Below are 22,968 nucleotides of genomic sequence, written 5' to 3' on the forward strand. Positions count from 1 at the left end.
CGGGTGCAGATTCTGGGGGCGTTGCAGGAGGCGTATCCCGTCTCGGAGGATGTCGATCCCGAGGTGCTCGCGGAGTTGCGGACGCTGGACGACATCGCCGGGTTCCTCGCCTCCACGGTGCCTGCCGAGTCGGCTCCGGAGCCGATCACTTCCGCGGTCGAGACCGTGAACCTTCCCGAGCCCGAGCCCGAGCCCGCCCTTGTCGTCAACTCGCCTGTCGCCGCCGGTGTGATGGAGGCGTTGATGGGTGCGGTGGCGGAGAAGACGGGTTATCCGGTGGAGATGTTGGAGCCGGGTATGGATGTCGAGGCCGATCTGGGCATCGATTCGATCAAGCGGGTGCAGATTCTGGGGGCGTTGCAGGAGGCGTATCCCGTCTCGGAGGATGTCGATCCCGAGGTGCTCGCGGAGTTGCGGACGCTGGACGACATTGCCGGGTTCCTGGCCTCCACTGTTTCCGCCGAGCCCGCACCACAGCGTGCCCCTGCGCAGCCCGAGCCCGAGCCCACCCCCGTCGTCAACTCGACTGTCGCCGCCGGTGTGATGGAGGCGTTGATGGGTGCGGTGGCGGAGAAGACGGGCTACCCGGTGGAGATGTTGGAGCCGGGTATGGATGTCGAGGCCGATTTGGGCATCGATTCGATCAAGCGGGTGCAGATTCTGGGGGCGTTGCAGGAGGCGTATCCCGTCTCGGAGGATGTCGATCCGGAGGTGCTCGCGGAGTTGCGGACCCTCGACGACATCGCCGGGTTCCTCGCCTCCGTGTCCGCCGTCTCCAGCGAACCCGCTCCCCAGGCAGCGGCCCCCGCGCCCACCGCCCCCCTCGCCGTCACCTACCCACCGGCCCCCGGCATCGGCCGCACCTACGCCGACGTCGTCGAGATCGCCCCGCCGCACACCCTGGTCGGGGCGTACGCCGAACCGCGTACCGCGGTTCTCGTCGACGACGGGTCGACGCTGACCCGGCCGCTCGCCGGGGCGCTGCGCGGGGACGGCTGGCGGGTGGAGATCGTCGCGCTGCCCGGTGTCGACGGTGTCGTGCCGGAGGCGGATGCCGTGCGGCGGCTGGCGAGTTGGGAGGAGAGTGAGCTCGCCGGGACGCTGGTGAGCGGGCGGGTCGATCTCGTCGTGCAGATGGCCGCCGCGGCGGGGCAGGAGTGGGGCGAGGGAGTGCAGCGCCTGGAGCACTGCCTGCTGGTCGCCAAGCACAGCCTGGCCGCACTGAAGCCGGTCGCCGCACAGGGCACCCGCGCCGCCTTCGTCGCCGTCACCCGGCTCGACGGGGCGAACGGCTACCGCGGTGGCGGCGACGCCTCCCCGCTGCTCGGCGGGGTCGGCGGACTGGTGAAGACCCTCGGCATCGAGGTGCCCGAACTCTTCGCCCGCACGGTCGACTTCGCGCCGGAGCTGGCCCCCACCACCGTCGGTGCGCGCTTCCTCGGTGAGATCCACGACCTGTCGGCCGAGCACGCCGACGTGGCGCACGACCCGGCCGGGCGGCGCACGATCGCACTCGCGGCCGAGCCGCACGAGGCACACGCGGCAGTCGTCCCGGAGATCTCCTCCGACGACCTGTTCGTCGTCACCGGCGGCGCCCGCGGCATCACCGCCGACTGCCTGCACGCGCTGGTCTCCGCCCGGCCCGCCGGACTGCTGCTGCTCGGCCGCAGCCGGCCCGCGCCGGAGCCCGACTGGGCCGTGGGGCACGAAGGCCCGGCACTGCGCGGGCTCATCGCCCGGCGGGCCGCGCAGAGCGGACAGAAGCCCAATCCACGGGCAGTCGAAGGGGAGTTCCGCGAGATCACCGCCTCCCGGGAGATCGCCGCCAACCTCGCCCGGCTCACCGCCACCGGCGCCCGGGTCGAGTACCTCACCGCCGACATCACCGACGCCGGCGAGGTGCGCCGCGCACTGACGCCGTACGCCGGAAGGGTGACGGGTGTCGTGCACGGGGCCGGTGTCCTCGCCGACCGGCTCATCGCGCAGAAGTCGGCGGACGAGATACGCCGGGTGCTGGGCACGAAGCTGATCGGGCTGGGCAATGTGCTGGACGCCCTGCGCGGGATCGCCGAGCTGCGGCACCTCGTGTTCTTCTCCTCCGTGGCCGGGTTCTTCGGCAACCGCGGCCAGTCCGACTACGCCATGGCCAACGAGGCGCTGAACCGCATCGCCGTACGGCTGAAGCGGAAACTGCCCTCCGCGCGTGTCACCGCGATGAACTGGGGCGCCTGGGACGGCGGTATGGTCTCCGACGACCTGCGTGCCATGTTCGCCTCGCGCGGGATCGCCCTGGTGCCGCTGGCGACCGGTGCGGGCATGTTCGCGGAGCAGTTCACGGCCGGGCACGGGCACGACACGGTGATCGTCACCGGTCCGCTCACCCCGCTGTCCGCGCCGCCCGCGGCGCAGGCCTCCGCGTTCACCCCCCTGGTCGTCGACCGGCCCCTGACCGACCTCGCCGACCAGCCGCTGCTGACCGACCACACCATCGGCGGCCGGCGGGTGCTGCCCGCCACCGCGGCACTCGGCGTGCTGGCGAACGCCGTCGAGACGGCGACCGGCGAAGCCGTCGTGGGGGCGAGCGGGTTCAAGGTGTTCAAGGGTGTCGCCTGGGACGAGCCCGACGCACAGCAGCCGCAGCGGCTGCGGCTGTCCGTCGAGCCCGCCGACGACGGCATCGACGTGCTCGCCTCCTCCGTGGACGGCAGCGGTCGCAGCAGGCCCGCGTACAGCGTCCGGCTGACCACGGGAGACGCCGGGCAGCGGCCCGCCGACCGCGCCGACCTGGCGGGGATCGCCCGCGGCGCGGCCGGGCAGGACGCGGCACGGCTGTACCGCGACGGCACGCTCTTCCACGGGCCCTCCCTGCGTGGACTGCGCACGCTGCTGGCCGGCGACGAGCAGCGGCTCCTCGTACGGGCCCGGCTCACCGACGACCGGCCCGCGCTCGGCGGCTACCACACCCGGCTGCACAGCCCCGTCCTGGCCGACCTGCTGCTGCAGGCCGTGCTGGTGTGGGTGCGCGAGCAGCGCGGGCGGGCCTGCCTGCCGATGGAGATCGGACGGCTGAGCCTGTATGCGCCGCTGCCGTCCGACGGGGACTTCCTCATCGCGGTCGAGGACGTACGGCCCGGCCGGACCGGCGTCACCTGCACGGTGACCGCGCTCGACCCGCAGGGCCGTGTGCTCGCCGTCCTGGAGGACGTGGTCGCGGTCGAGGACGCGGAGCTGGACGCACGGTTCAGGCAGCAGGGCCGGGCGGCCGCCGCGGTCACGGTCTGACGAGGCTCGGAGGCTGATCCGTCATGGGCAAGTACGCGATCGTCGGACTGTCCTGCCTCTTCCCGGGGGCGGCCACGCCCGACGCCTACTGGAGCAACCTGATGGGCGCGGTCGACTCGCGCACCGAGGGCGGTGAACGGATCTTCGGACACGATCCGCTCGCCGAGGGCGACGGCGAGGACCGGCACCGCATCTACTGCACGCGCGGTGGATTCCTCCAGGCCGCGCCGGACCTCGACCCCTCCGGGTACCTGCTGCCCGCCGACTACCTGGCCGGCCTGGACCGCTCGTTCCACTGGGCGCTCCGGGTCGCCGCAGACGCCCTGGCCGACGCGGGTGTATCCCCCGCTGCCGCGGACGGCCGGGCGGCCGGCCGGAGGACCGGGGTGGTGTTCGGGAACTACCCGTTCCCCACCCCGGCCTCCGGCCGAACAGCGGGGAAGCTGTGGGACGCCGCGGTCTCCGAGGGCCTCGCGGCGGCCGGCTTCCCCGCGGCCGGGTTGCCGTCCGGTGCGGCGGACGGCAGCCCGGCCCGTGACCGGACCGCCGGTCCGGCACAGGGGCCGTCGGGCGCCCGGGCCGAGGCCGACGACCTCGGGCGGTTGGGCGCCGGTGCGGCCGGTGGCCGGGCCGCTGGTCCGGCGCAGGGGTTGCTCGGTGCCGGGTCCGATGTTGACCGCCTCGGGTCGTTGGGGGCCGGGGTCTGGGTCGATGACCTCGGGCGGTTGGGCGCAGGCCCGGCCGGTGACCCGGGCGGCTCTCCGGCGCAAGGGCCGCCGGACACCCGGTCCGAAGCTGACCGCCTCGGGCCGTTCGGGGCCCGGGCTGAGGCCCACAACCCAGGGCGGCTGGGCGCCGACCCGGCCGGTGACCCGGGCGGTTCTTCGGCGCAGGGGTTGCTCGGCGCCGGGTCCGAAGTTGACCGCCTCGGGTCGTTGGGGGCCGGTGTCGGGGTCGACGACCTCGGGCGGCTGGGCGCAGGCCCGGCCGGTGACGGGGGCGGCTCTTCGGCGCAGGGGCCGCCGGACACCCGGTCCGAAGCCCGCCACCTCGGGCCGTTCGGGGCCCGGGCCGAGGCCCACAATCTGTGGCCCGGCGGGCTTCCCGCTCATGTGGTCGCCGCCGCGCTCGGGCTCGACGGCCCGCGCCACACCCTCGACGCGGCCTGCTCCTCCGCGCTGTACGCCATCAAGCTCGCCTGCGCCCAACTCGCCACCGGGCGCGCCGACCTGATGCTGGCCGGCGGGGTCTGCGCGCCCGACCCGACCGTCATCCACCTGTCCTTCTCCGATCTGCACGCCTACCCGCCGGACGGCTTCAGCCAGCCCTTCGACGCCCGTTCGAAGGGCATCATCACCGGGCAGGGCGCGGCCATGGTCGCCCTCAAGCGGCTCGCCGACGCCCGCCGGGACGGGGACCGGGTGTACGCCGTCGTCGACGCCGTCGCCCTCGGCAACGACGGCCCCGGCAAGCACCTGCTCGCCCCGAACGTCAGCGGCCAGCTCGCCGCGTACGAACTCGCCCACCGGGAAGCGGGTGTCGAACCGCAGGACATCCAGTACGTCGAGTGCCACGCCACCGGAACCCCGCTGGGCGACCGCACCGAACTCGACGGTGTGGAACGGCACTTCGGGCGCACCCCGCTGCTCGGCTCGGTCAAGGGCAACATCGGGCACCTGCTGACCGCGGCCGGCATGAGCAGCCTGGTGAAGGTCGTCCTCGCCCTCGGACACGGCGTCATTCCGCCGACGATCAAAGTGGCCGAGCCGCTGCCGGGCACGGTCGCGGACCGTGTCGTGCGCGAACCCACGCCCTGGCCCGCCACCGGCGGCGCACGCCGGGCCGCCGTCTCGGCCTTCGGCTTCGGCGGCACCAACGCGCACGTCGTCCTGTCCGGACCCGAGACGGACGCCGAGGACGACGGCACCGAGCGGCGGACACCGCAGTCCCTCGCCGTCATCGGCATGGGCGCGCACTTCGGGTCCTTCACCACGCTCGACGAGTTCGAGCGGGCGGGATACGAAGGCACGGGCACCGTACGGGAGTTGCCGTCCCACCGGTGGCGCGGGTTCGAGACCCTGGGCGACGGCGGGGCGCCGCGTGCCGCGTACATCGACGGGTTCGAGGTGGACGCCACCTCGTACCGCATCCCGCCCAAGGACCTCGACCACTTCAACCAGCAGCACCTGCTGATGATGCGGGTCGCGGAGGAGGCCCTGAAGGACGCCGGGTACGAGCGGCCCGCGCCCGGCGGCAAGGACGGGGCCAAGGGGCGGCGGGTCGCCGTCGTCCTCGGCATGGAGATGGAGCCGAGCGCCGAGGGGCACGGCGCCCGTTACGCGCTCGGACGCAAGCTGGCCGCCTGGTCGGCCGCGGCCGGTCTGGAGCCGACTCAGGAGCAGCTCGCCGCGCTGACCCGGGCCGCCCGGGACGGCATCCACGACTCCATCGAGGCCAATGAGGTCCTCAGCTACATCGGCAGCATCATGGCGGCGCGGATCTCCTCCCTGTGGAACTTCACCGGCCCTTCCTTCACCGTCTCCTCCGACAGCGCCGTCGGTGTCGACGCCCTGGACACGGCACGGCTGCTGCTGCTCGACCCCAGCATCGAGGCGGTCCTGGTCGGAGCGGTCGACCTGGCGGCCGGTCCGGAGTCCACGCGGGCCCGGGGGCTGCTGGCACCCGGGAGCGTGCTCGGTGACGGCGCCGGTGCCGTCATCGTGACCCGGCCCGGCTCCGTCCCGCCCGAGCGCACGGTGTACGCCACCGTCGACGCCCTGGCCGTCCACCACTCGCCGACCCTCGACCCCCGGCCGGCGCCGGACCTCGTGGCCGCGGCGGCCGAGGAGGCCCTCGCCGCCGCCGGAGTGACACCGGCCGACGTCGAGCTCGTGGAGGCCGGGGCCGCGCACGACGGCACGCTGGAAGGGCTCAGCCGCGTGTGGTCCGCCGAGCGGGCCGGCGGGGCGCTGCGGACCGCGGTCAGTGCGGTCAACTCCGCGGTGGGGGACACCGGTTGTGCCTCCGCGCTCGCCTCCGTCATCCGGGCCGCACTGTGCCTGCACTACGGCTACCAGCCCGTCGCGCCCGAAGGCGTCGACGGCGCCCGTCTCGCCGGGTCCGCGTTCTTCCTCGCCGGCGACTCGCGGCCCTGGCTCCGCGAGCGCCGCGAAGGACGTCGTACGGCCGGCGTCAGCGTCATCGGCAGTGCGGGCAGCCACGCCCATGTGGTGCTCGGCGGCGCGCAGACGCGCGGCGAGGTGGCGGCGACCGACTGGGTGCGCTCCGGCGGCAGTCTCGTCGTACCGGTCGGCGCCGACGACATCGACACCCTGATGCGGCGGCTGGGCGAACTGCGCGATGCCGTCGAGAGCGGTGGCGACTGGACGGCACGGCTCGCCGAGGACCGGCCCGCCGCGCTCAAGGCTGTCCTGGTCGCCGACGATCCGGCGGGGCTGGTACGGCAGTTGGACCAGGCCGCCAAGGACCTGCCCGGGGTGTACCGGGCGGGCGGCGAGTGGATCTCGCCGTCCGGGAGCTGCTTCGCCGCCCGGCCGGCGGGCGGGCCGGGCACCAGGACGGCACTGGTCTACCCGGGCGCCTTCAACTCGTATCTCGGCCTCGGGCGTGCGCTCTTCCGCGCCTTCCCCGGACTCCTGCCCCGCTTCGAGGCGCAGGCCGAACTGCCCGCGGAGATGCTGCGTTCGGCGGCACTGTACCCGCGTGCCCTGGGTCCGCTCGACCGGCGTGAACTGATGGGCCGCGAGGCGGAGTTGATCGAGGACATCCCGCTGATGCTGGCCGTCGGCACCAGCTATGCCCTGCTCTCCACCGACCTGGTGCGCGAGGTGCTCGGGGTGCCGGTGCACGGGGCGTTCGGCTACAGCCTCGGCGAGAGCAGCATGCTGTTCGCGACCGGCGGCTGGATCAAGGAGGCCCGCGCGACGACGAAGATCGACGCCTCGCCGCTCTTCGTCGACCGGCTCCGCGGCCCCAAGAAGACCGTGCGGGCGCTGTGGGGCATCGGCGACGAGGTGCCGGACCAGCAGGTCTGGGCCACGCACGTACTGCTGGCGCCCGCGGACGCCGTCCGCGCCGCCGTGCAGCGCCACGACCGCGTCTTCATCACCCATGTCAACACGCCGACCGAGGTCGTCGTCGCCGGCGACCCCGCCCAATGCCGTGACCTGATCGACCAGTTGGGCTGCCAGAGCGCACGCTCTCCCGCCAACCACGTCATGCACTGCCCGGTGGTGGACGGGGTCCTTCCGGAACTCGCCGACCTCAACCGCTACCCGACCGGCGACGTGGGTGACCTCGTCCTCTACAGCAGCCGCCACTACGCTCCCGTAGGCGCCCTCGACCAGGACGTCGTCGCCCACAACATCGCCGTCACCCTGCGCGAGACGGTCGACTTCCCCCGGCTGATACGACGGGCCTACGAGGACGGCTTCCGCTGCTTCATCGAGGTCGGCCCCTCCAGCACCTGCACCCGCTGGATCCACGAGACGCTCGGCGACGACCCGCACCTCTCGGTCCCCGTCGACCGCCGGGGAGCCCGCGGGGCCACGGACATGGCCCGCCTCGTCGCCCGCCTCGCCACCCACGGCGTCCCGGTCGACCTGACCCCGTTCCGCCCCCGCACGGCAGCACACCGGCGCGCGCCCGGTCTGCGCACCTTCACGGTGGGCGGCACACCGGTGGCACCGCTGGTGAAGGAGGCGGCTGCGCCGGTGCTGGATGCGGTACGGCGGGTGCCCGCCGTTGCCGTCATGGGCGGAGCCGAGCGGGAAGAACATGGTGCGGCGCCGACGAACGTGCCGGTGGGTGAGGCCGATCCGCGGACCCCAACCGCACCACAGGCACCTCCACCGGGAGCCGCACGGCGAAACCACCCCGCCCCACCGCAGGACCGCGCCGTGTCATCGGTGCCGGTGCCGGCGGCAGCAGGGTCACCCCCGGCCGCGGCGGCCGTTTCCCCGGCGCCCGCCGTCGCCCCCGCATCGGTGGCGACCGTGACTGGCAGGGACGCCGTGCCGCAGGGCGGTGCCGTGCCGTCGGTGCCGGTCGGTGGTGCCTTCGTGCCGCGGCCCGCACGGGCGGCCCCGGACTCGGCGCCCGTTTCCCCCGCACCTGCGCCCGCCCGCGCCTCCGTGCCGGTGGCGCCCGCGTCGGGCAGGGATGCCGTGCCGCAAGGCCGTGCCGTGCCGTCGGTGCCGGCGGTCGCGGCGGCCGTTTCCCCGGCGCCCCCCGTCGCCCCCGCGTCGGTGGCGGCCGTGACTGGCAGGGACGCCGTGCCGCAGGGCCCTGCCGTCTCGTCGATGCCGGTCGGCGCACCCGTGCCGGGGCTAGGAGCCGCCGCCCCGGCCGCGGCGACCGTCCCGCCCGCCGACGCCCCCCTGCCGGTGGCGCCCGCGTTGGGCCGGGAAGCCGTGCCGCAAGGCCGTGCCGTGCCGGTCGGTGGTGCCCCCGTGCCGGGGCCCGCAGCCGCAGCCCCCGGCTCGGCGGCCGTCTCGCCCGTGCCGGCAGTGACCGCCGTCGCTCCGCTCGGTGCGTCACCCTCCGTCCCGGTGACCGCCGGGGCCCCCGACCAAGCCCCGGAACTGCCTGACACGGCATTCCACGCCACGGAATGGGACACCGCGATGCCGACCCGCCCCGACGGTCCGCCCGTACCCGCGCTCTCGCTGGAGCGGGAACCGATCACGATGCTCCCCGCCGCCGCGGTGTCGGCGCCGGTCGTTCCGCCGCAGGCCGGGCGGGCCGACGTGCCGCCCCGCCCGGCGATCTTCGGTGCCCCGCTGCCCGTACCGGAGAAGCCGCGGCAGCCGGACGACCATGCGGCCACGCTCACCCTCGTACGCAGCCTGCGGGCCGAGATCCTGGAGGCGCACCAGGAAGTCCTGGACGCCCAGCGGGAGTTGCGGGAGGAGCTCACCGCCGTGCTGTCCGCCTCGACGTCCGTACCGGCCGCGCCGGCAACCACACCGCGCCCGCCGAAACCCGAGGGTGTCGTCTGGGACGAACACGACCTCCTCGAGTTCGCCGTCGGCAAGGTCGGCAACGTCTTCGGCCCCCGCTTCACCCGCATCGACGGCTACGACCGCCGCGTACGGCTCCCCGCCCCGCCCTATCTCTTCGCCACACGTGTGACTCAACTCGACGCCGAACCGGGGGAGTTCAAGCCGTCCTTCATCCGCACCGAGTACGACGTGCCCGAGGACGCCTGGTACGCCGTCGACGGCCAGGTCCCGCCCGCCGTCACCATCGAGGCCGGCCAGTGCGACCTGCTGCTCATCAGCTATCTCGGCGCGGACTTCACCAACCGCGGCCAGCGCGTCTACCGCCTCCTCGACAGCAGCCTCAGCTTCCTGGGCGATCTGCCGCGCACCGGGCAGACCCTGCGCTACGACATCTGGATCGACCAGTTCGTCCGCCAGGGCGACACCCTGCTCTTCTTCTTCCACTACGACTGCTACGCCGACGGCGAGCTCATCCTCAAGCTCAACAACGCCTGCGCGGGCTTCTTCACGGACGAGGAGCTGGAGAGTTCGCCGGGCCTGGTGCAAGGCCGGGTGGCCCCGGGTCTCAAGGTGACCGCGGACCCCGGTCGTACGGCCTTCAAGCCGCTCGCCACCACCCACCGCACCTCCCTCACCTCCGCCGACCTCGACGCCCTCGCCGAGGGCCGGATCGCCGAGGTCTTCGGCCCCGGCCACCGGCAGCCCCCCGGCTGCAACACCTCGCTGCGGCTGCCCACCCGGCCGCTGCTGATGGCGGACGAGGTCACCGTCCTCGACCGCAAGGGCGGCAGCCACGGCCTCGGCCGGATCGAGGCCGTCCAGGAACTCGCCCCCGACGCCTGGTACTTCACCAGCCACTTCCCCGACGACCCGGTGCTGGCCGGCTCCCTCGTCGCCGAAGGAGCCGTACAGCTCCTCGAGACCTACGCGCTCTCCCTCGGCCTGCACCTCACCCTCCCCGACGCCCGCTTCCAGCCCGTGCCGGACCTGCGGACCGAGGTGAAGGTGCGCGGACAGATCACCCCGCGCAACGCCCGTATCGAATACCGCATCGACATCACGGAACTGAACCTGCTGCCCCGGCCCTCGCTCGTCGCCGACGTGGTCGTGCTGCGCGACGGCACCCCCTCGATCAGCGTCACCGGCCTCGGCATCCGCCTGCGCGAGAAGCCCGGCACGCCCTACCGCCCGGAGACCGCCGGCACCGTCCCGCACTTCCTCGGCCGGCTCTCCCCGGCCACCGGCGAGCCCGCGCTGCTCAACGAGTTCCACATGGCGCACGCGGCAAAAGGCGACCTCGCCATCGCGATGGGGCCCGAGTTCGAGATCTACGCCGACAGCCGGGCACCGTACATCCCGAATGGCGACTTCCTGTTCGTCGACCGGGTGATGAAACTGGAGGGCACACGCGGCACGCTCAAGCGCGGGGCCGTGATGGTCACCGAGTACGACTCGCCCGAGGACGCCTGGTACTACGCCGACAACGGCCACCCGTCCATGCCCAACTGCGTCTACATGGAGTCCAGCCTCCAGGCGGCCATCCTCCTCGGCTACTACCTGGGCGCCACCCTGCCCTTCCCCGAGGAGCAGTTCAGCATCCGCAACCTGGACGGCCACGCCACCCTCGTCAAGGACGTCGACCTGCGCGGGAAGACCGTCCAGCACCGCTCGACGCTGCTGTCCAGCGACCGGATGCCCGGCTCGATCCTGCAGAACTTCTCCTACGAACTCTCCTGCGACGGCGAGGTCTTCTACACCGGTGAGTCCCTCTTCGGCTACTTCACCGAGAAGGCGCTCGTCCACCAGGTCGGCCTGGACAAGGGGCAGCACGTGCTGCCGTGGCTGGACACGCAGTCGGCCAGGCCGTCCGGCACCCGCCGCATCGACCTGCGCGACTTCCGGACCGCCGAGACCGCCCGCCGCGGCCCGCGGCTGGCCGGCGGCCACCTCGACCTCGTCGAATGGGTGGACATCCTGCCCGGCGGCGGCGAACACGGCCAGGGATATCTGCGCGGGCACCGCTCCATCCGGCCCGACGAGTGGTACTTCTCCTGCCACTTCCACCGCGACCCCGTGATGCCCGGCTCCCTCGGCGTCGAGGCACTGCTGCAGGGCATGCAGGTGTACGCCGTCGAGACCGGCCTCACCGAAGGCCTGCGCAACCCGCGTTTCGCCCTCGCGACCGGCGTCGACACGACCTGGAGCTACCGGGGCCAGATCCTGCGCACCGACCCCGACATGGAGTTCGACGTCCACATCAAGGAGATCCGCCGCGAACCCGGCCGGGTCGTCGTCATCGGCGACGCCCACGTCTGGAAGTCGACGCTGCGGATCTATCGCCTCGGCGACCTCGCCATCGAGATCCATCACGACTAGGCGGTTCGGGAGCGCCCCCACAGGGGCGCGGGGCCGAGTCGATCGACGGCCAATCGCAGCACAACCCGCGGAGCGAACAGCGGCCAACGGACCAAGGAGACGCACTCATGAGCACCGAACAGCCGCGGCCGCGCTGGAGCGGACCCGCACCCGCGGTCGGCGACACCGGGATCCAGGAGGCGCTGATGCGCCTCGACGAGCCCGTCTACATCCTGCGGGGGCCCTACGGCCTCGGCGCCGCCTCAGGCGGAGGCGTGCGGCCCGGCGGGGAGCACGAGGTCGTCGCCGCCGTGCCACCGCTCGGGCCCGAACGCCTGGGCAGCGCCGCCTTCCTGGAGGCGTACGGGGTACGTCAGGCGTACATGAGCGGCGCCATGGCCAACGGCATCGCCTCCGCCGACCTGGTGATCGCCATGGCCCGGGCCGGCTACCTCGGCTCCTACGGGGCGGCCGGACTCCTGCCCGAGGCCGTGGAGAAGGCGCTGGTGCGCTTCGCGGCCGAGATCCCGGGGCTGCCGTACGCCTGCAATCTGATCCACAGCCCCAGCGAGGAGCGGCTGGAGCGCACCGCCGTCGACCTGTATCTGAAGCACCGGGTGCCGTGTGTGGAGGCGTCCGCGTTCCTGGCGCTCACCCCGCACATCGTGCGCTACCGGCTGGCCGGGCTGCGGGCCGGCGGTCCGCACGGGGTCGTCGCGGGCAACAAGGTCATCGCCAAGATCTCCCGTACCGAACTCGCGGAGCTGTTCATGCGGCCCGCGCCCGAGCCGATGGTGCGGGCGCTGCTCGACGAGGGCGCGATCACCGCGGAGCAGGCGCGGCTCGCCGAACGGGTGCCGCTCGCCGACGACATCACCGTGGAGGCCGACTCCGGCGGGCACACCGACCGGCGCCCGCTGCCCGCGCAGCTGCCGGTGATCATCCGGCAACGGGACGGACTGATGCGGGAGTCGGGGTACCCGGTGCGGATCCGCGTGGGGGCGGCGGGCGGCATCGGCACGCCCGAGGCGGCCTGGGCGGCCTTCGCCATGGGCGCCGACTATGTGGTGACCGGCTCCGTCAACCAGTCCTGCGTCGAGGCCGGTACCTCCGCGCAGGTCAAGGAGATGCTGGCGCAGGCCGACCTCGCGGACTTCGAGATGGCGCCCGCGGCGGACATGTTCGAGATGGGCGTGGAGCTGCAGGTCCTCAAGCGCGGCACGCTCTTCCCGATGCGCGCCCGGCTCCTCTACGAGCTGTACCGCGACCACGAAGGCATCGACGCGATCCCCGCCGCGGCCCGCGCCCGTATCGAGAAGCAGCTCTTCAGGCGCCCTCTGGAGGACGTCTGGGCGGAGACCGTCGCCTACTTCGAGCGCCGCGACCCCGACCAGCTCGCCCGCGCCGCCGCCAGCCCCAAACGGCGGGCCGCGCTGATCTTCCGCTGGTACCTGGGCATGGCCTCGCGCTGGGCCAAGACGGGGGAGGCGGACCGGGCGGTCGACTACCAGATCTGGTGCGGCCCCGCGATGGGCAGCTTCAACTCCTGGGTCCGGGGCACGTATCTGGCCGCCCCGCAGAACCGCCGCGTCGCCGACGTCGCCCGCCACATCATGACCGGGGCGGCCTTCCACCAGCGCCTGTCCATGCTGCGGGCAGCGGGCCTCGCGCTCTCGCCCGCGATCGCCGACTACCCGGTGCCGCAGCCCGACCCGGCCCTGGAGGTACGGCCATGACGGTCCCCTTCACCGCCGCGGCGCTCCTCGACGAACTGCTCGGCGACCCCTGGCGGACGGACAACGTCTACGGCTTCGCGGCCGGCGTCGCGCGGGACGACCGCGGCGACTTCCCCCACGCCTTCGCCGCCCGCCTCGACTCCGTCGACTTCCCGCTCGCCCATCTGCCCCTGTCACTGGGCGGCGCACTGCGCGGCCTGGACGACACCCTGCTGCTGGTGCGGGTGGCCGCCCGGCGCGATGCCGCGATCATGCCGGCCACCCTGCTGTCCTGCTCCGCCGTGATGACGGTGCTCGCGGCGGGCACTCCCGAGCAGGCCAAGACCGTCGCCGACTGGGTGCAGGAGGGGCGGACGATCGCCTTCGCACTCTCCGAGGAACACTCGGGCAGCGACATCCTGGCGGGCGAGTGCCGCCTCGACCCGGCGCGGGACGGCGGCTTCCGGCTGACCGGCCGCAAATGGCTCGTCGGGCGGGGCGCCACCGCGGACGCCGCGGTGGTGGTGGCCCGCACGGCGGAGCGCGGCCCGGCAGCGTTCACGGCGGTACTGCTGGGGCCGGGCGAGATGCCCCGGGTACGGCGGCAGCCCGCGCAGCCCGTCACCGGAATGCGAGGCATCGACTTCGCCGACCTGACCTTCGACGGCACTCCCGTACCGCAGCAGGCGGTGATCGGGGACCTGGGCGGCGGCCTCGCGGGCGCGATGCGGGCCCAGCAGGTGGTACGGCTGCTCAGTACGGCGGCCTGCCTGGCAACGGCGGACACGGCGCTGCGCACGGCCCTGCGGTTCACGCAGGGCAGGCGGGTCGGCGGCGTCACGGTGGCGGACACCGCCCACGGCTCCCGCGAACTGGCCCTCGCCGCAGCCGAGTTGTTCGCGGCGGACCTCCTCTCCCTGACCGCCGCCCGCTACGCCCACCTCTCACCGGCGACGTTCGGCCTGTGCTCGTCGGTCGTCAAGCGCGTCTCCACCCGCCTGACGGCTTCCACGGTGGCCCGCTCCCGCTCCTTGCTGGGCGCCCGCGGAGTCCTGGCTCACGGCCCCGGCGCCGTCGTCGACAAGGCCCAGCGCGACAACACCGTCGTGGAGTCCATCGACACCAGCCCACTCGGCGTCCTGCGCGCGGTGACCCTGCAACTCCCGGGCTACGCCCCCACGTTCGCCGCGAGGGGATCGGGTTCTCCGGCACCGTCAGAGGGTTCGGGGCGACCGGAGCCGCACCCGGGCGCCGATGTGGTGGTGCCGGCCGCGGCTGGTTCCGCTTCCCCGGCTCGCTGTGAGGGGGCGGCGGGGCGGAGGCCTCATGCCGGGGCTGTCGGCGCGGGTGGGCCTCTGGCCTCCGGATCCGGTTCTGCGGCTGTGTCCGAAGTGGTGGTGCCGGCCGCGGACGGTGTCGGTTCCCCGAGTCGCTTCGGGGCGTCGGCGGGGCCGGGGCCCGGCGTTGCGACCGGCCCGGCGGGCGGTCCCGCCGTGGCCGAGTCCGGTGCCCCAGCCCGCTTCGAGGCGCCGACCGGCGGTGAACTGCCCGCGGCCGGCTCCGGGACCCCGGCCGGTCTCGACGCCCTGTTCGCCTTCGGCGAGCCGCTTCCCGACCTCGATCCGGGGGCGCTTGACCTCTCCGCGCGGCCCAAGGACCTTGTGCTCCTCGGCTTTGCGGCACAGGCGGAAGAACTCGCGCGGGACCTCACGGCACGCGGCGAAGACCGGGCCGCCGTCCTCGTGCGTGGCGTCCGTACCGCCCTCGCCGACACCTTTGCCACCGCCGCCGAGGCCCAGCGCGACCGGGCCCGCGGTCTCGGGGCCTCGCCCGAGTTGCTCGACCTCGCCGACAGGTGCTGCCTGCTGTACACGGCCGCCGCGGCCGCCCTTGCATGGCGTGCGCACCCCGAACGCGGTCTGTACGGCGAGGAGCCCGCCGGGGCCGGGTGGCTCACCGCCGTTCTGGCCGCGCTGGTCGCCCTGGCCGAGGGGCGCGATCTCCGGCGGGCGGCTTCCGATCTGGCGCCCGCGGCCCGCGCGCTCACTTCGCTCGATCGCGCGCGGCTCCTGTTCACCGCGTTCCCGGTCCGGCTGTCCGACGGACCGGCACCCGAGGAGGACGAGACGACATGACCGACCTCACCGCGCTGATGGCGGACCTGGAGCGGTACCTCGGCGACCCGTGGGACGCCGGCGGCCCCATGCCGTACCCGCGCATCCTCGACCTCGACGAACGCCAGGAGTACCCGCACGAGTTCGTGGACGCCCTGGCCGCATGGGGCCTGTACGACTGGATCGTCCCCGCCGCCAACGGCGGCAGGGCCGTCCATGTCGAGGACGGCTTCAACCTCTACCGCCTCGTCGGCCGCCGGGACCCCACCTCCGCCACCGCCATGGTGCTGACCAGCCTCAGCTATATGCCGGTGTGGATCGCCGGCAGCCCCGAGCAGCGGCAGCACTTCGCCGACGCCATCCGCGACGGCCAGAAGCTGGCCTGGGGGCTGTCCGAGCGCCGGCACGGCAGTGACGTACTGGCGAACGAGACCGTCGCCCGGCGCACCGACGGCGGCTGGCTGCTCAGCGGCGAGAAGTGGACCATCGGCAACGCCACCGTCGCCGCCACGGTCATGGTCTTCGCCCGTACCTCGGAGAAGGGCGGGCCCGGCGGGTACTCGGTCTTCGCCGTCGAGAAGGCCGGCATCCCGGCGCGGCAACTGGAGCACCTGCGCGACGAGCCGCTCCACGGGCTGCGCGGCCTCGACATGAGCGGAGTGCGGCTCACCGACTGCTTCGTGCCGGACTCGGCGCTCGTCGGACGGGTCGGGCAAGGGCTCGAAGTCGCCCTGAAGAGCAGTCAGCTGGCGCGGATCGCGATCTCCAGCATTGCCATGAGCTGCGTGGACACCGCCCTGCGCAGCACCCTCGACTTCGCCTCCCGCCGTGTCATCTTCGGCGGGACGGTGCTCGAAGTTCCGTATTCCAAGCGGCAGTTGGCCGAGTGTTTCGCCGAGCTGCTGATCGCCGACGCGCTCACCACCGGCGCCGTGCGCTCGCTCCAGCTCGCCCCCGCCCAGGCCAGCATCTGGTCCTCCGTCGTCAAGTACTTCGTGCCGACCCTGCTGGAGGAGACCCTCTCCCGGCTGGCCACCGTCCTCGGCGCCCGCTACTACCTGCGCGACCACCCCCGCCACGGCATCTTCCAGAAGGTCCTGCGCGACTTCGCGATCTCCAACTTCGCCGACGGCAACACCGTGGTGAACCTCAAGAACATCGCCCTGCAACTGCAGAACCTGCTCGCCAACGCCGTCGCGCAGGAACCCGCCCCCGTGGCCGAGGCCCTCGCCGCCACCACCCGGCTCTTCGATCCCGCCCACCCGATGGACCCCTACGAGCCCGCCGCGCAGCAGCTCTTCAGCCGCGGCGGCGACGACTCCGTACTCGCCCTCCGCTCGGCCGTCGCCGAACTGCGCCGGGCAGCGGACGAAGCGCAGGGCCGTGAGGCGGCATGGCTGGCCGGGTGCGCCGACACCGCGGGGCAGCTCGCCGACGAAGTGCACCGCCTCGCCGACGAGCACGCCAAACTCGCCGCCGAACAGGGCCGGCAGGCCGGGCAGTCCGCTGAGCTGTACGACCTCGCCAAGCAGTACGCGGCCGTGTCGGCGGCAGCCGCCTGCGTCCACCTCTACCTGCGCGGACGCGCCGGCTTCGCGCCCGCCCTGCGCTCACCGGCCGTCCTCCTGCTCTGCCTGGAGCGGCTGCTGCGGCGCTTCCACCCCACGCGCCGGGTGACAGGACCCGAGGACGTCGACGCCGTCGCCGAGATCATGGCGGGCGCCCACCGCGAGGGGCTGCTGTTCTCCTTCCGTCCGTTCCAGGTGGGTTGGTGACCGGAAGATGCGTACGAGCGAGGAGGCCCCCGGTCTGCCGGGAGAAGGGGCGGCCCTCCACGACCCGCTGGCCGAAGGCGCCGACGTATGGCTTCTCGCCGAGGAGGACGTGGAACGGTTCGCCGAGGCCACCGGCGGCCTCGAACTGCTCACCGAGGAGGAGCGGGCCCGGCACGACCGGCTGCTCTTCCCCGCCGCCCGCACCCGTTTCCTCGGCGCCCGGCTGCTCTCCCGCCAGGTGCTGTCGCAGTACGCCGACGTGGCGCCGGGGGAGTGGCGGTTCGACAAGGGCCGGTTCGGGCGCCCGACCGTCCAAGGGGCCGACTGGGGGCTCGACTTCAACATCACCCACACCAACGGGCTGATCGCCGCGATCGTGGTACGCGGCCGTACCGCGGGCGTCGACGCCGAGAACACCCCGGCCCGCCCCGAGGCCCTCCAGTTCGCGCCGAAGGTCTTCACCCCGCTGGAACAGGAGGTGCTGCGCCGCGACCGGGAGGACCAGCAGGGGCACGCCTTCGCGGACTCCTGGGTGGCCAAGGAGGCGTACACCAAGGCCACCGGCATGGGCATGGCCCGCGGCTTCGACGCCTTCTCCGTACACCGGCTCAGGGGTGGCGGGCTGGCCGTCGTCGATGACGAGATCCCGCAGGAGGAGCGGCCGTTGTGGCAGATCCAGGTGCTCCAGGTGTGGGACCGGTTCGCGCTCGGCATCGCCATCCGGGGCAGCGAGGACGAGCCCGGGCCGATCCCCGTACGGCTGCGTTCGGCCATGGCCGAGCTGCTGCCCAAGGCCCCCGCGGGCGGCCCCCGATGAGCGACTGCCCACTCCACGCTGTCCACTCCTGGTCTGACCGCTACCTGACGCCGTCATCCGTTTCCGGCCGTAACGCGCGGTGTGTTGCATGGAAGCCGGAGCCCGCTGCCGTGCGGGCGGTCGCAGACGGAGGACGAGCGATGCCGGCGAAGGGGAACGCGGAGCTGCTCGCGGGCTGTGCCCGTGGCGAGGCGGAAGCCTGGGACGAGACCGTCGGCCGGTACGGCCGGCTGGTCTGGTCGGTGGCCCGCAGCCACCGGGTGAGCCGGGTCGACGCCGAGGACGTGCGTCAGCTGACCTGGTTCCGGCTGATGCAGAACGCCGACCGCATCCGCGACCCCGACCGGCTCGGCGACTGGCTCGCCACCGTCGCCCGCCGCGAGGCCATCAAGGCGGCCACCCGCGACCGGCGTCTGGTCATGGTCGGCGACAGCGCCTCACTGGAGCATCTGCTCGACCACCACGAGAGCCCGGAGCAGATCACCCTGCGCGCCGACCGCGGCCAGGAGGTGCTGCGCGCCCTCGACAGCCTCTCCGACCAGTGCCGCGAACTCCTGCTGCGGGCCCTTCAGGACCCGCCGGCCTCGTACCAGGAGATCGCCGCCGCGCTGTCCATGCCGGTGAGCTCGGTCGGCCCGATCCGCACCCGCTGTCTGCGCCGGCTGCGGCGCGCCCTCGACCGGGACGGCACGCCGGCAGCCCTCGACGAGGACTGCGCCCGCTGCCCCGTACGCACCCACGACACAGCCGAAACCGAGGTGCCCAGGTGACCGCCCTCACCGCGTCCGAGACCCGGCTGGTCAGCCGGGAGATCACCACCGGTGAACCGCTCGGCGCCGTCGAGCTGTCCACCCCCGACCGCGTCACCTCCGCTGCCCGCCGGGCCGGCGCCGCGGCCCCCGCCTGGGCGGCCACGCCCGCCGAGGAACGCGCCGCGATCGTCGAACGCGCCGCCGACCTGCTGGTGGAGCGTGCCGAGCAGGCACAGGAGCTGCTGGTGCGGGAGGGCGGCGCGATCCCCGGCAAGGCGTTCTTCGAAGTCCACCAGGCCGCACAGGAGTTGCGGCACGGCGCGCGGCTGGCCCGGCATCCCGGGCTCCCGCACCCGCCCGCCGACGACCCCGACCGCGCGGCCGAGGTGACCCGCGTCCCGCTGGGCGTGGTCGGTGTGATCGTGCCCTGGAACTTCCCGCTGCTGCTCGCGGCCCGCTCCCTGGGCCCCGCGCTCGCCCTCGGCAACACCGTGCTCCTCAAGCCCGACCCGCACACCCCGCTCAGCGGCGGCCGCCTCTTCGTCGAGGCGTTCGCCGACGCGGGGCTGCCGCCGAGCGTGCTGGAGGTCGTGCACGGCGACGCGGAGGCCGGCTCGGCGCTGGTGCAGGCGCCCGACGTGGCCATGGTGTCGTTCACCGGGTCGACCGAGGTGGGCCGCGAGATCGGCGCGCAGTGCGGGCGGCTGCTCAAGCGGGTCGTGCTCGAACTCGGCGGCCAGAACGCCTTCGTGGTCCTCGACGACGTCGACGTGGAGCAGGCCGCGGCCGCCGGGGCCTGGGGCTCCTTCCTGCACCAGGGGCAGATCTGCATGTCCGCCCGCCGTCACCTGGTCCACCGGTCGATCGTCGAGGAGTACACGCAGGCGCTGGCCCGGCACGCGGCCGCCCTGCGCATCGGCGACCCGTACCGCTCGGACGCCCAGATCGGCCCCCTCATCGACCGGCGCCAGCTCACGACCGTCGCGAACGCCGTCGAGCAGGCCGTCGCCCAAGGCGCCCGACTGGTCACCGGGGGGCGCCCGCAGCCGCCGTACTACCCGCCGACGGTCCTCGCCGACGTCACCGAGCAGATGGACGTCTTCCACACGGAGGTCTTCGGACCGGTCGCCACGGTCACCGCCTTCGCGGACGACGCGGCGGCCGTCCGCCTCGCCAACACCAGCGACCACGGCCTGACGGCCGCCGTCTACACCGGCGACACGACACGGGGGGAGGCCATCGGCCGTCAACTCCGGTGCGGTGTCACCCATATCGGCGACCAGACCGTCGTCCAGGACGCCGGCCTGCCCTTCGGCGGTGTCGGCGCCTCCGGCAACGGCTCCGGCTTCGGCGGGCGCGCCAGCCTGGAGGCCTTCACCCGCTGGCGCACCCTCACCACCAGCACGCCCCCGCGCACGTACCCCTTCTAAGACTCCGATGGGAGCTTCCGTGGCAGCCAAGGTCGAGCTAGTGCCCCAGGTGGCGGACCCGCCCGAGGGAACCGTGGTGTTCCTCATCGGCATGCGGATCAACAGCTTCTGGAAGGTGCACCGCTGGCTGCCGTCCTTCACGGCGATGGTCCCGATGCTGGTCGAGCTCCACCAGCAGAAGGAGTACGGCTTTCTGGGCGCCCGCACCTGGATCGGCCGCACGGTCGTGGTGATCCAGTACTGGCGCTCCATGGACGAGCTGATGGCGTACGCGCACGACACGGACGCCGCCCACCGGCCCGCCTGGGGCCGCTTCAACCGCACCGTCGCCGACAACGGCGCGGTCGGCATCTACCACGAGGCGTATGTCGTCGACCCGGCGCGCATGCACACCGTCTACCGCAACATGCCGCCGTTCGGCATCGCCGCGGCCACCGACAGCCGGCCCCAGCGGGCCGTGCCGGTGCCACGGGAGCGCGGCAGCGGCAGTCGACAAGAGCGGAGCACAACGTGACGACCACACCAGGGCCCATCCGGGCCGGACAGGACGTCCAGTGGCGCCGGTGCGCGTCCTGCGGCGCGTACATCTACGGCAAACGACTCGACCGCAACCGCAAGGTGTGCCCCGAGTGCCAGTTCCACTTCCGCATCCCGCCCGACGTGCGGATCGCCCAGCTCGCCGACGCGGGCAGCTTCGAGGCGTTCCCCGACGACTACGCGCCGCGCGACCTGCTCGGCTTCCGCGACAGCAAGGCGTACCCCGACCGGCTGCGGGACGCCCAGTCCCGGACCGGGCGGCAGGACGCCGTGCTCGCCGGGCGGATGAGCGTGCGCGGCCGTCACCTGGTCGTCGCCGTCCTCGACTTCACCTTCATGGGCGGCAGCATGGGCACCGTCGTCGGCGAGACCGTCGCCGCCGCGGCCCGCACCGCCCTCGCCGAACGGCTGCCGCTGCTCCTGGTCGCCGCCTCCGGCGGTGCGCGGATGCAGGAGGGCGCGCTGTCGCTGATGCAGATGGCCAAGACCTCCCAGTGGATCGCCGCCCTGCGCGAGGCCCGGGTACCGGTGATCAACCTCAACACCGACCCGACCTTCGGCGGGGTCAGCGCCTCCTTCGCGATGCTCGGGGACGTCGTCCTCGCCGAGCCCGGCAGCCTCCTCGGCTTCGCCGGGCCCCAGGTCATCCGCAACACCATCCGCCAGGAGCTGCCGGCCGGCTTCCAGAGCGCCGAGTTCCTCCTCGAACACGGCATGATCGACGCCGTCGTACCGCGGGAGAGCCAGCGCGAGCAGCTGGCACGACTGCTGGCCCTGCTGGGCCCGTCCGTGCCCGAACTCCCCGGAAGCTCCGCGGACTCGGTGCTCGCGCACCCGGTGCCCACCACCCGCACCACCCGCGAGACCGTCGCCCTCGCCCGCGACATCCAGCGGCCCACCACCCTGGAGTACATCGGGTACGTCTTCGACGACTTCGTCGCCCTGCACGGCGACCGTGCCTTCGGCGACGACGAGGCGCTGGTCGGCGGGATCGCCCGGTTCGGCGGGCAGAGCGTCGTCGTCCTCGGGCACCAGAAGGGCCACGACACGGCCGAGCTGGTGCGCAGCAACTTCGGCATGCCGAACCCCGAGGGCTACCGCAAGGCACTGAGGCTGATGCGGTTCGCGGACCGGTTCGGGCTGCCGGTGATCGCGTTCATCGACACCCCGGGCGCCTTCCCGGGCATCGGCGCCGAGGAACGCGGCCAGAGCGTGGCCATCGCCGAGTGCATCCTCGAACTGTCCCGGCTGCGCGTCCCGGTCGTCTCCGTCGTCACCGGCGAGGGCGGCAGCGGCGGCGCGCTCGCCCTCGGTGTCGCCAACTCCGTCCTCATCCTGGAGAACGCCTACTACTCGGTCATCAGCCCCGAAGGCTGCTCGACGATCCTCTTCGGCACGGCCGAGCACGCGGGCCGCGCAGCCGACGCCCTGCGTCTGACCGCCTCCGAACTGCTGCGCCTCGGCGTCGTCGACGGCATCGTGCCCGAGCCGCCCGACGGAGCCCACACCGCCCCGCACACCACCGCGCTGACGGTCAAGAGCGCCCTCGCGCGGACCCTCGCCCCGCTGCTCGACCTCTCCGGCGAGCAGCTCGTCGACGCCCGACGGAGGCGGTACGACCGCTTCGGGGACCCCCAACTGCAGCCCGTAGTGGACTGGGAGACGCACGATGAGCACTGAGGTGACCACCACCAAAGCCGAGGACAGCACCGACATGACGGTGGAGGAACTGCGGGCCCACACCCTGCGCCTCGCCGGTGAACTCCCCGGCACACTGCGGCGGATCACGCTGCGGGCCGGCGCCCTCAGCGTGGACGTGGAGTGGGAGAACGCGCCGGTGCAGACGGCTCCGGCCGCCCCGCCCGTGCAGACGGCCCCCGTGGCGGCGGCCGCTGCTCCGGAGCCGGAGACCGCCCCCGCCGGCCTGGTACGGGTCACCGCGCCCCTCGTCGGCACGTTCTACCAGGCCTCCTCCCCGGGCGCGGAGCCCTTCGTCAAGGTCGGCGACACCGTGGAGGCCGGGCAGCAGCTCGCCATCATCGAGGCGATGAAGCTGCTCAACTCCATCACCGCCGAGGTCAAGGGCACCGTGCACGCCATCCACGTACAGGACGGGGACGTCGTCGAGTACGCACAGCCGCTCATCGACCTCGTCCCGGCCGGCTGAG

Annotated in this window: 11 protein-coding genes; all 11 read left to right on the forward strand. The window is 73.4% G+C overall.

Features of this window, described 5'->3' with window-relative positions:
- The coding region (locus ACWC1K_RS21285; protein WP_450833348.1) for an SDR family NAD(P)-dependent oxidoreductase at positions 1-3,282 on the forward strand (3,282 nt) is incomplete at its 5' end.
- A gap of 23 nt (positions 3,283-3,305) precedes the next feature.
- On the forward strand, positions 3,306-11,681 hold the full coding sequence (locus ACWC1K_RS21290) for a beta-ketoacyl synthase N-terminal-like domain-containing protein (RefSeq protein WP_450833350.1): 8,376 nt from the start codon (positions 3,306-3,308) through the stop codon (positions 11,679-11,681).
- A gap of 107 nt (positions 11,682-11,788) precedes the next feature.
- Complete coding sequence (locus ACWC1K_RS21295) at positions 11,789-13,396, forward strand: PfaD family polyunsaturated fatty acid/polyketide biosynthesis protein (RefSeq protein WP_450833352.1); 1,608 nt, start codon at positions 11,789-11,791, stop codon at positions 13,394-13,396.
- Complete coding sequence (locus tag ACWC1K_RS21300) at positions 13,393-15,510, forward strand: acyl-CoA dehydrogenase family protein (protein WP_450833353.1); 2,118 nt, start codon at positions 13,393-13,395, stop codon at positions 15,508-15,510. The genes ACWC1K_RS21295 and ACWC1K_RS21300 overlap by 4 nt, the downstream gene beginning before the upstream one ends.
- Positions 15,507-17,264 carry an acyl-CoA dehydrogenase family protein gene (locus ACWC1K_RS21305; RefSeq protein WP_450833355.1) on the forward strand — a complete coding sequence of 586 codons (1,758 nt, stop codon included), beginning with the start codon at positions 15,507-15,509 and terminating at the stop codon, positions 17,262-17,264. The genes ACWC1K_RS21300 and ACWC1K_RS21305 overlap by 4 nt, the downstream gene beginning before the upstream one ends.
- Positions 17,265-17,271: 7 nt before the next feature.
- Positions 17,272-18,081 (forward strand): 4'-phosphopantetheinyl transferase family protein, encoded by an 810-nt coding sequence (locus ACWC1K_RS21310; RefSeq protein ID WP_450833357.1) that lies wholly within the window; start codon positions 17,272-17,274, stop codon positions 18,079-18,081.
- A 140-nt stretch (positions 18,082-18,221) separates the two neighbouring features.
- Positions 18,222-18,851, forward strand: a complete 630-nt coding sequence (locus tag ACWC1K_RS21315; protein WP_450833359.1) for an RNA polymerase sigma factor — start codon at positions 18,222-18,224, stop codon at positions 18,849-18,851.
- Entirely contained in the window at positions 18,848-20,263 is a 1,416-nt protein-coding gene (locus tag ACWC1K_RS21320; protein ID WP_450833360.1) for an aldehyde dehydrogenase family protein, read from the forward strand. The genes ACWC1K_RS21315 and ACWC1K_RS21320 overlap by 4 nt, the downstream gene beginning before the upstream one ends.
- Positions 20,264-20,282: 19 nt before the next feature.
- Positions 20,283-20,777: a DUF4188 domain-containing protein gene (locus ACWC1K_RS21325; RefSeq protein WP_450833362.1), complete on the forward strand. Its 495-nt coding sequence runs from the start codon at positions 20,283-20,285 to the stop codon at positions 20,775-20,777.
- On the forward strand, positions 20,774-22,480 hold the full coding sequence (locus ACWC1K_RS21330) for an acetyl-CoA carboxylase carboxyltransferase subunit alpha (protein ID WP_450833363.1): 1,707 nt from the start codon (positions 20,774-20,776) through the stop codon (positions 22,478-22,480). The genes ACWC1K_RS21325 and ACWC1K_RS21330 overlap by 4 nt, the downstream gene beginning before the upstream one ends.
- Complete coding sequence (gene accB / locus ACWC1K_RS21335) at positions 22,470-22,967, forward strand: acetyl-CoA carboxylase biotin carboxyl carrier protein (RefSeq protein ID WP_450833365.1); 498 nt, start codon at positions 22,470-22,472, stop codon at positions 22,965-22,967. Before ACWC1K_RS21330 ends, accB begins: the two co-directional genes overlap by 11 nt.
- Position 22,968: the final 1 nt, after the last annotated feature.

This window comes from Streptomyces sp. NPDC001492, from assembly GCF_053597275.1.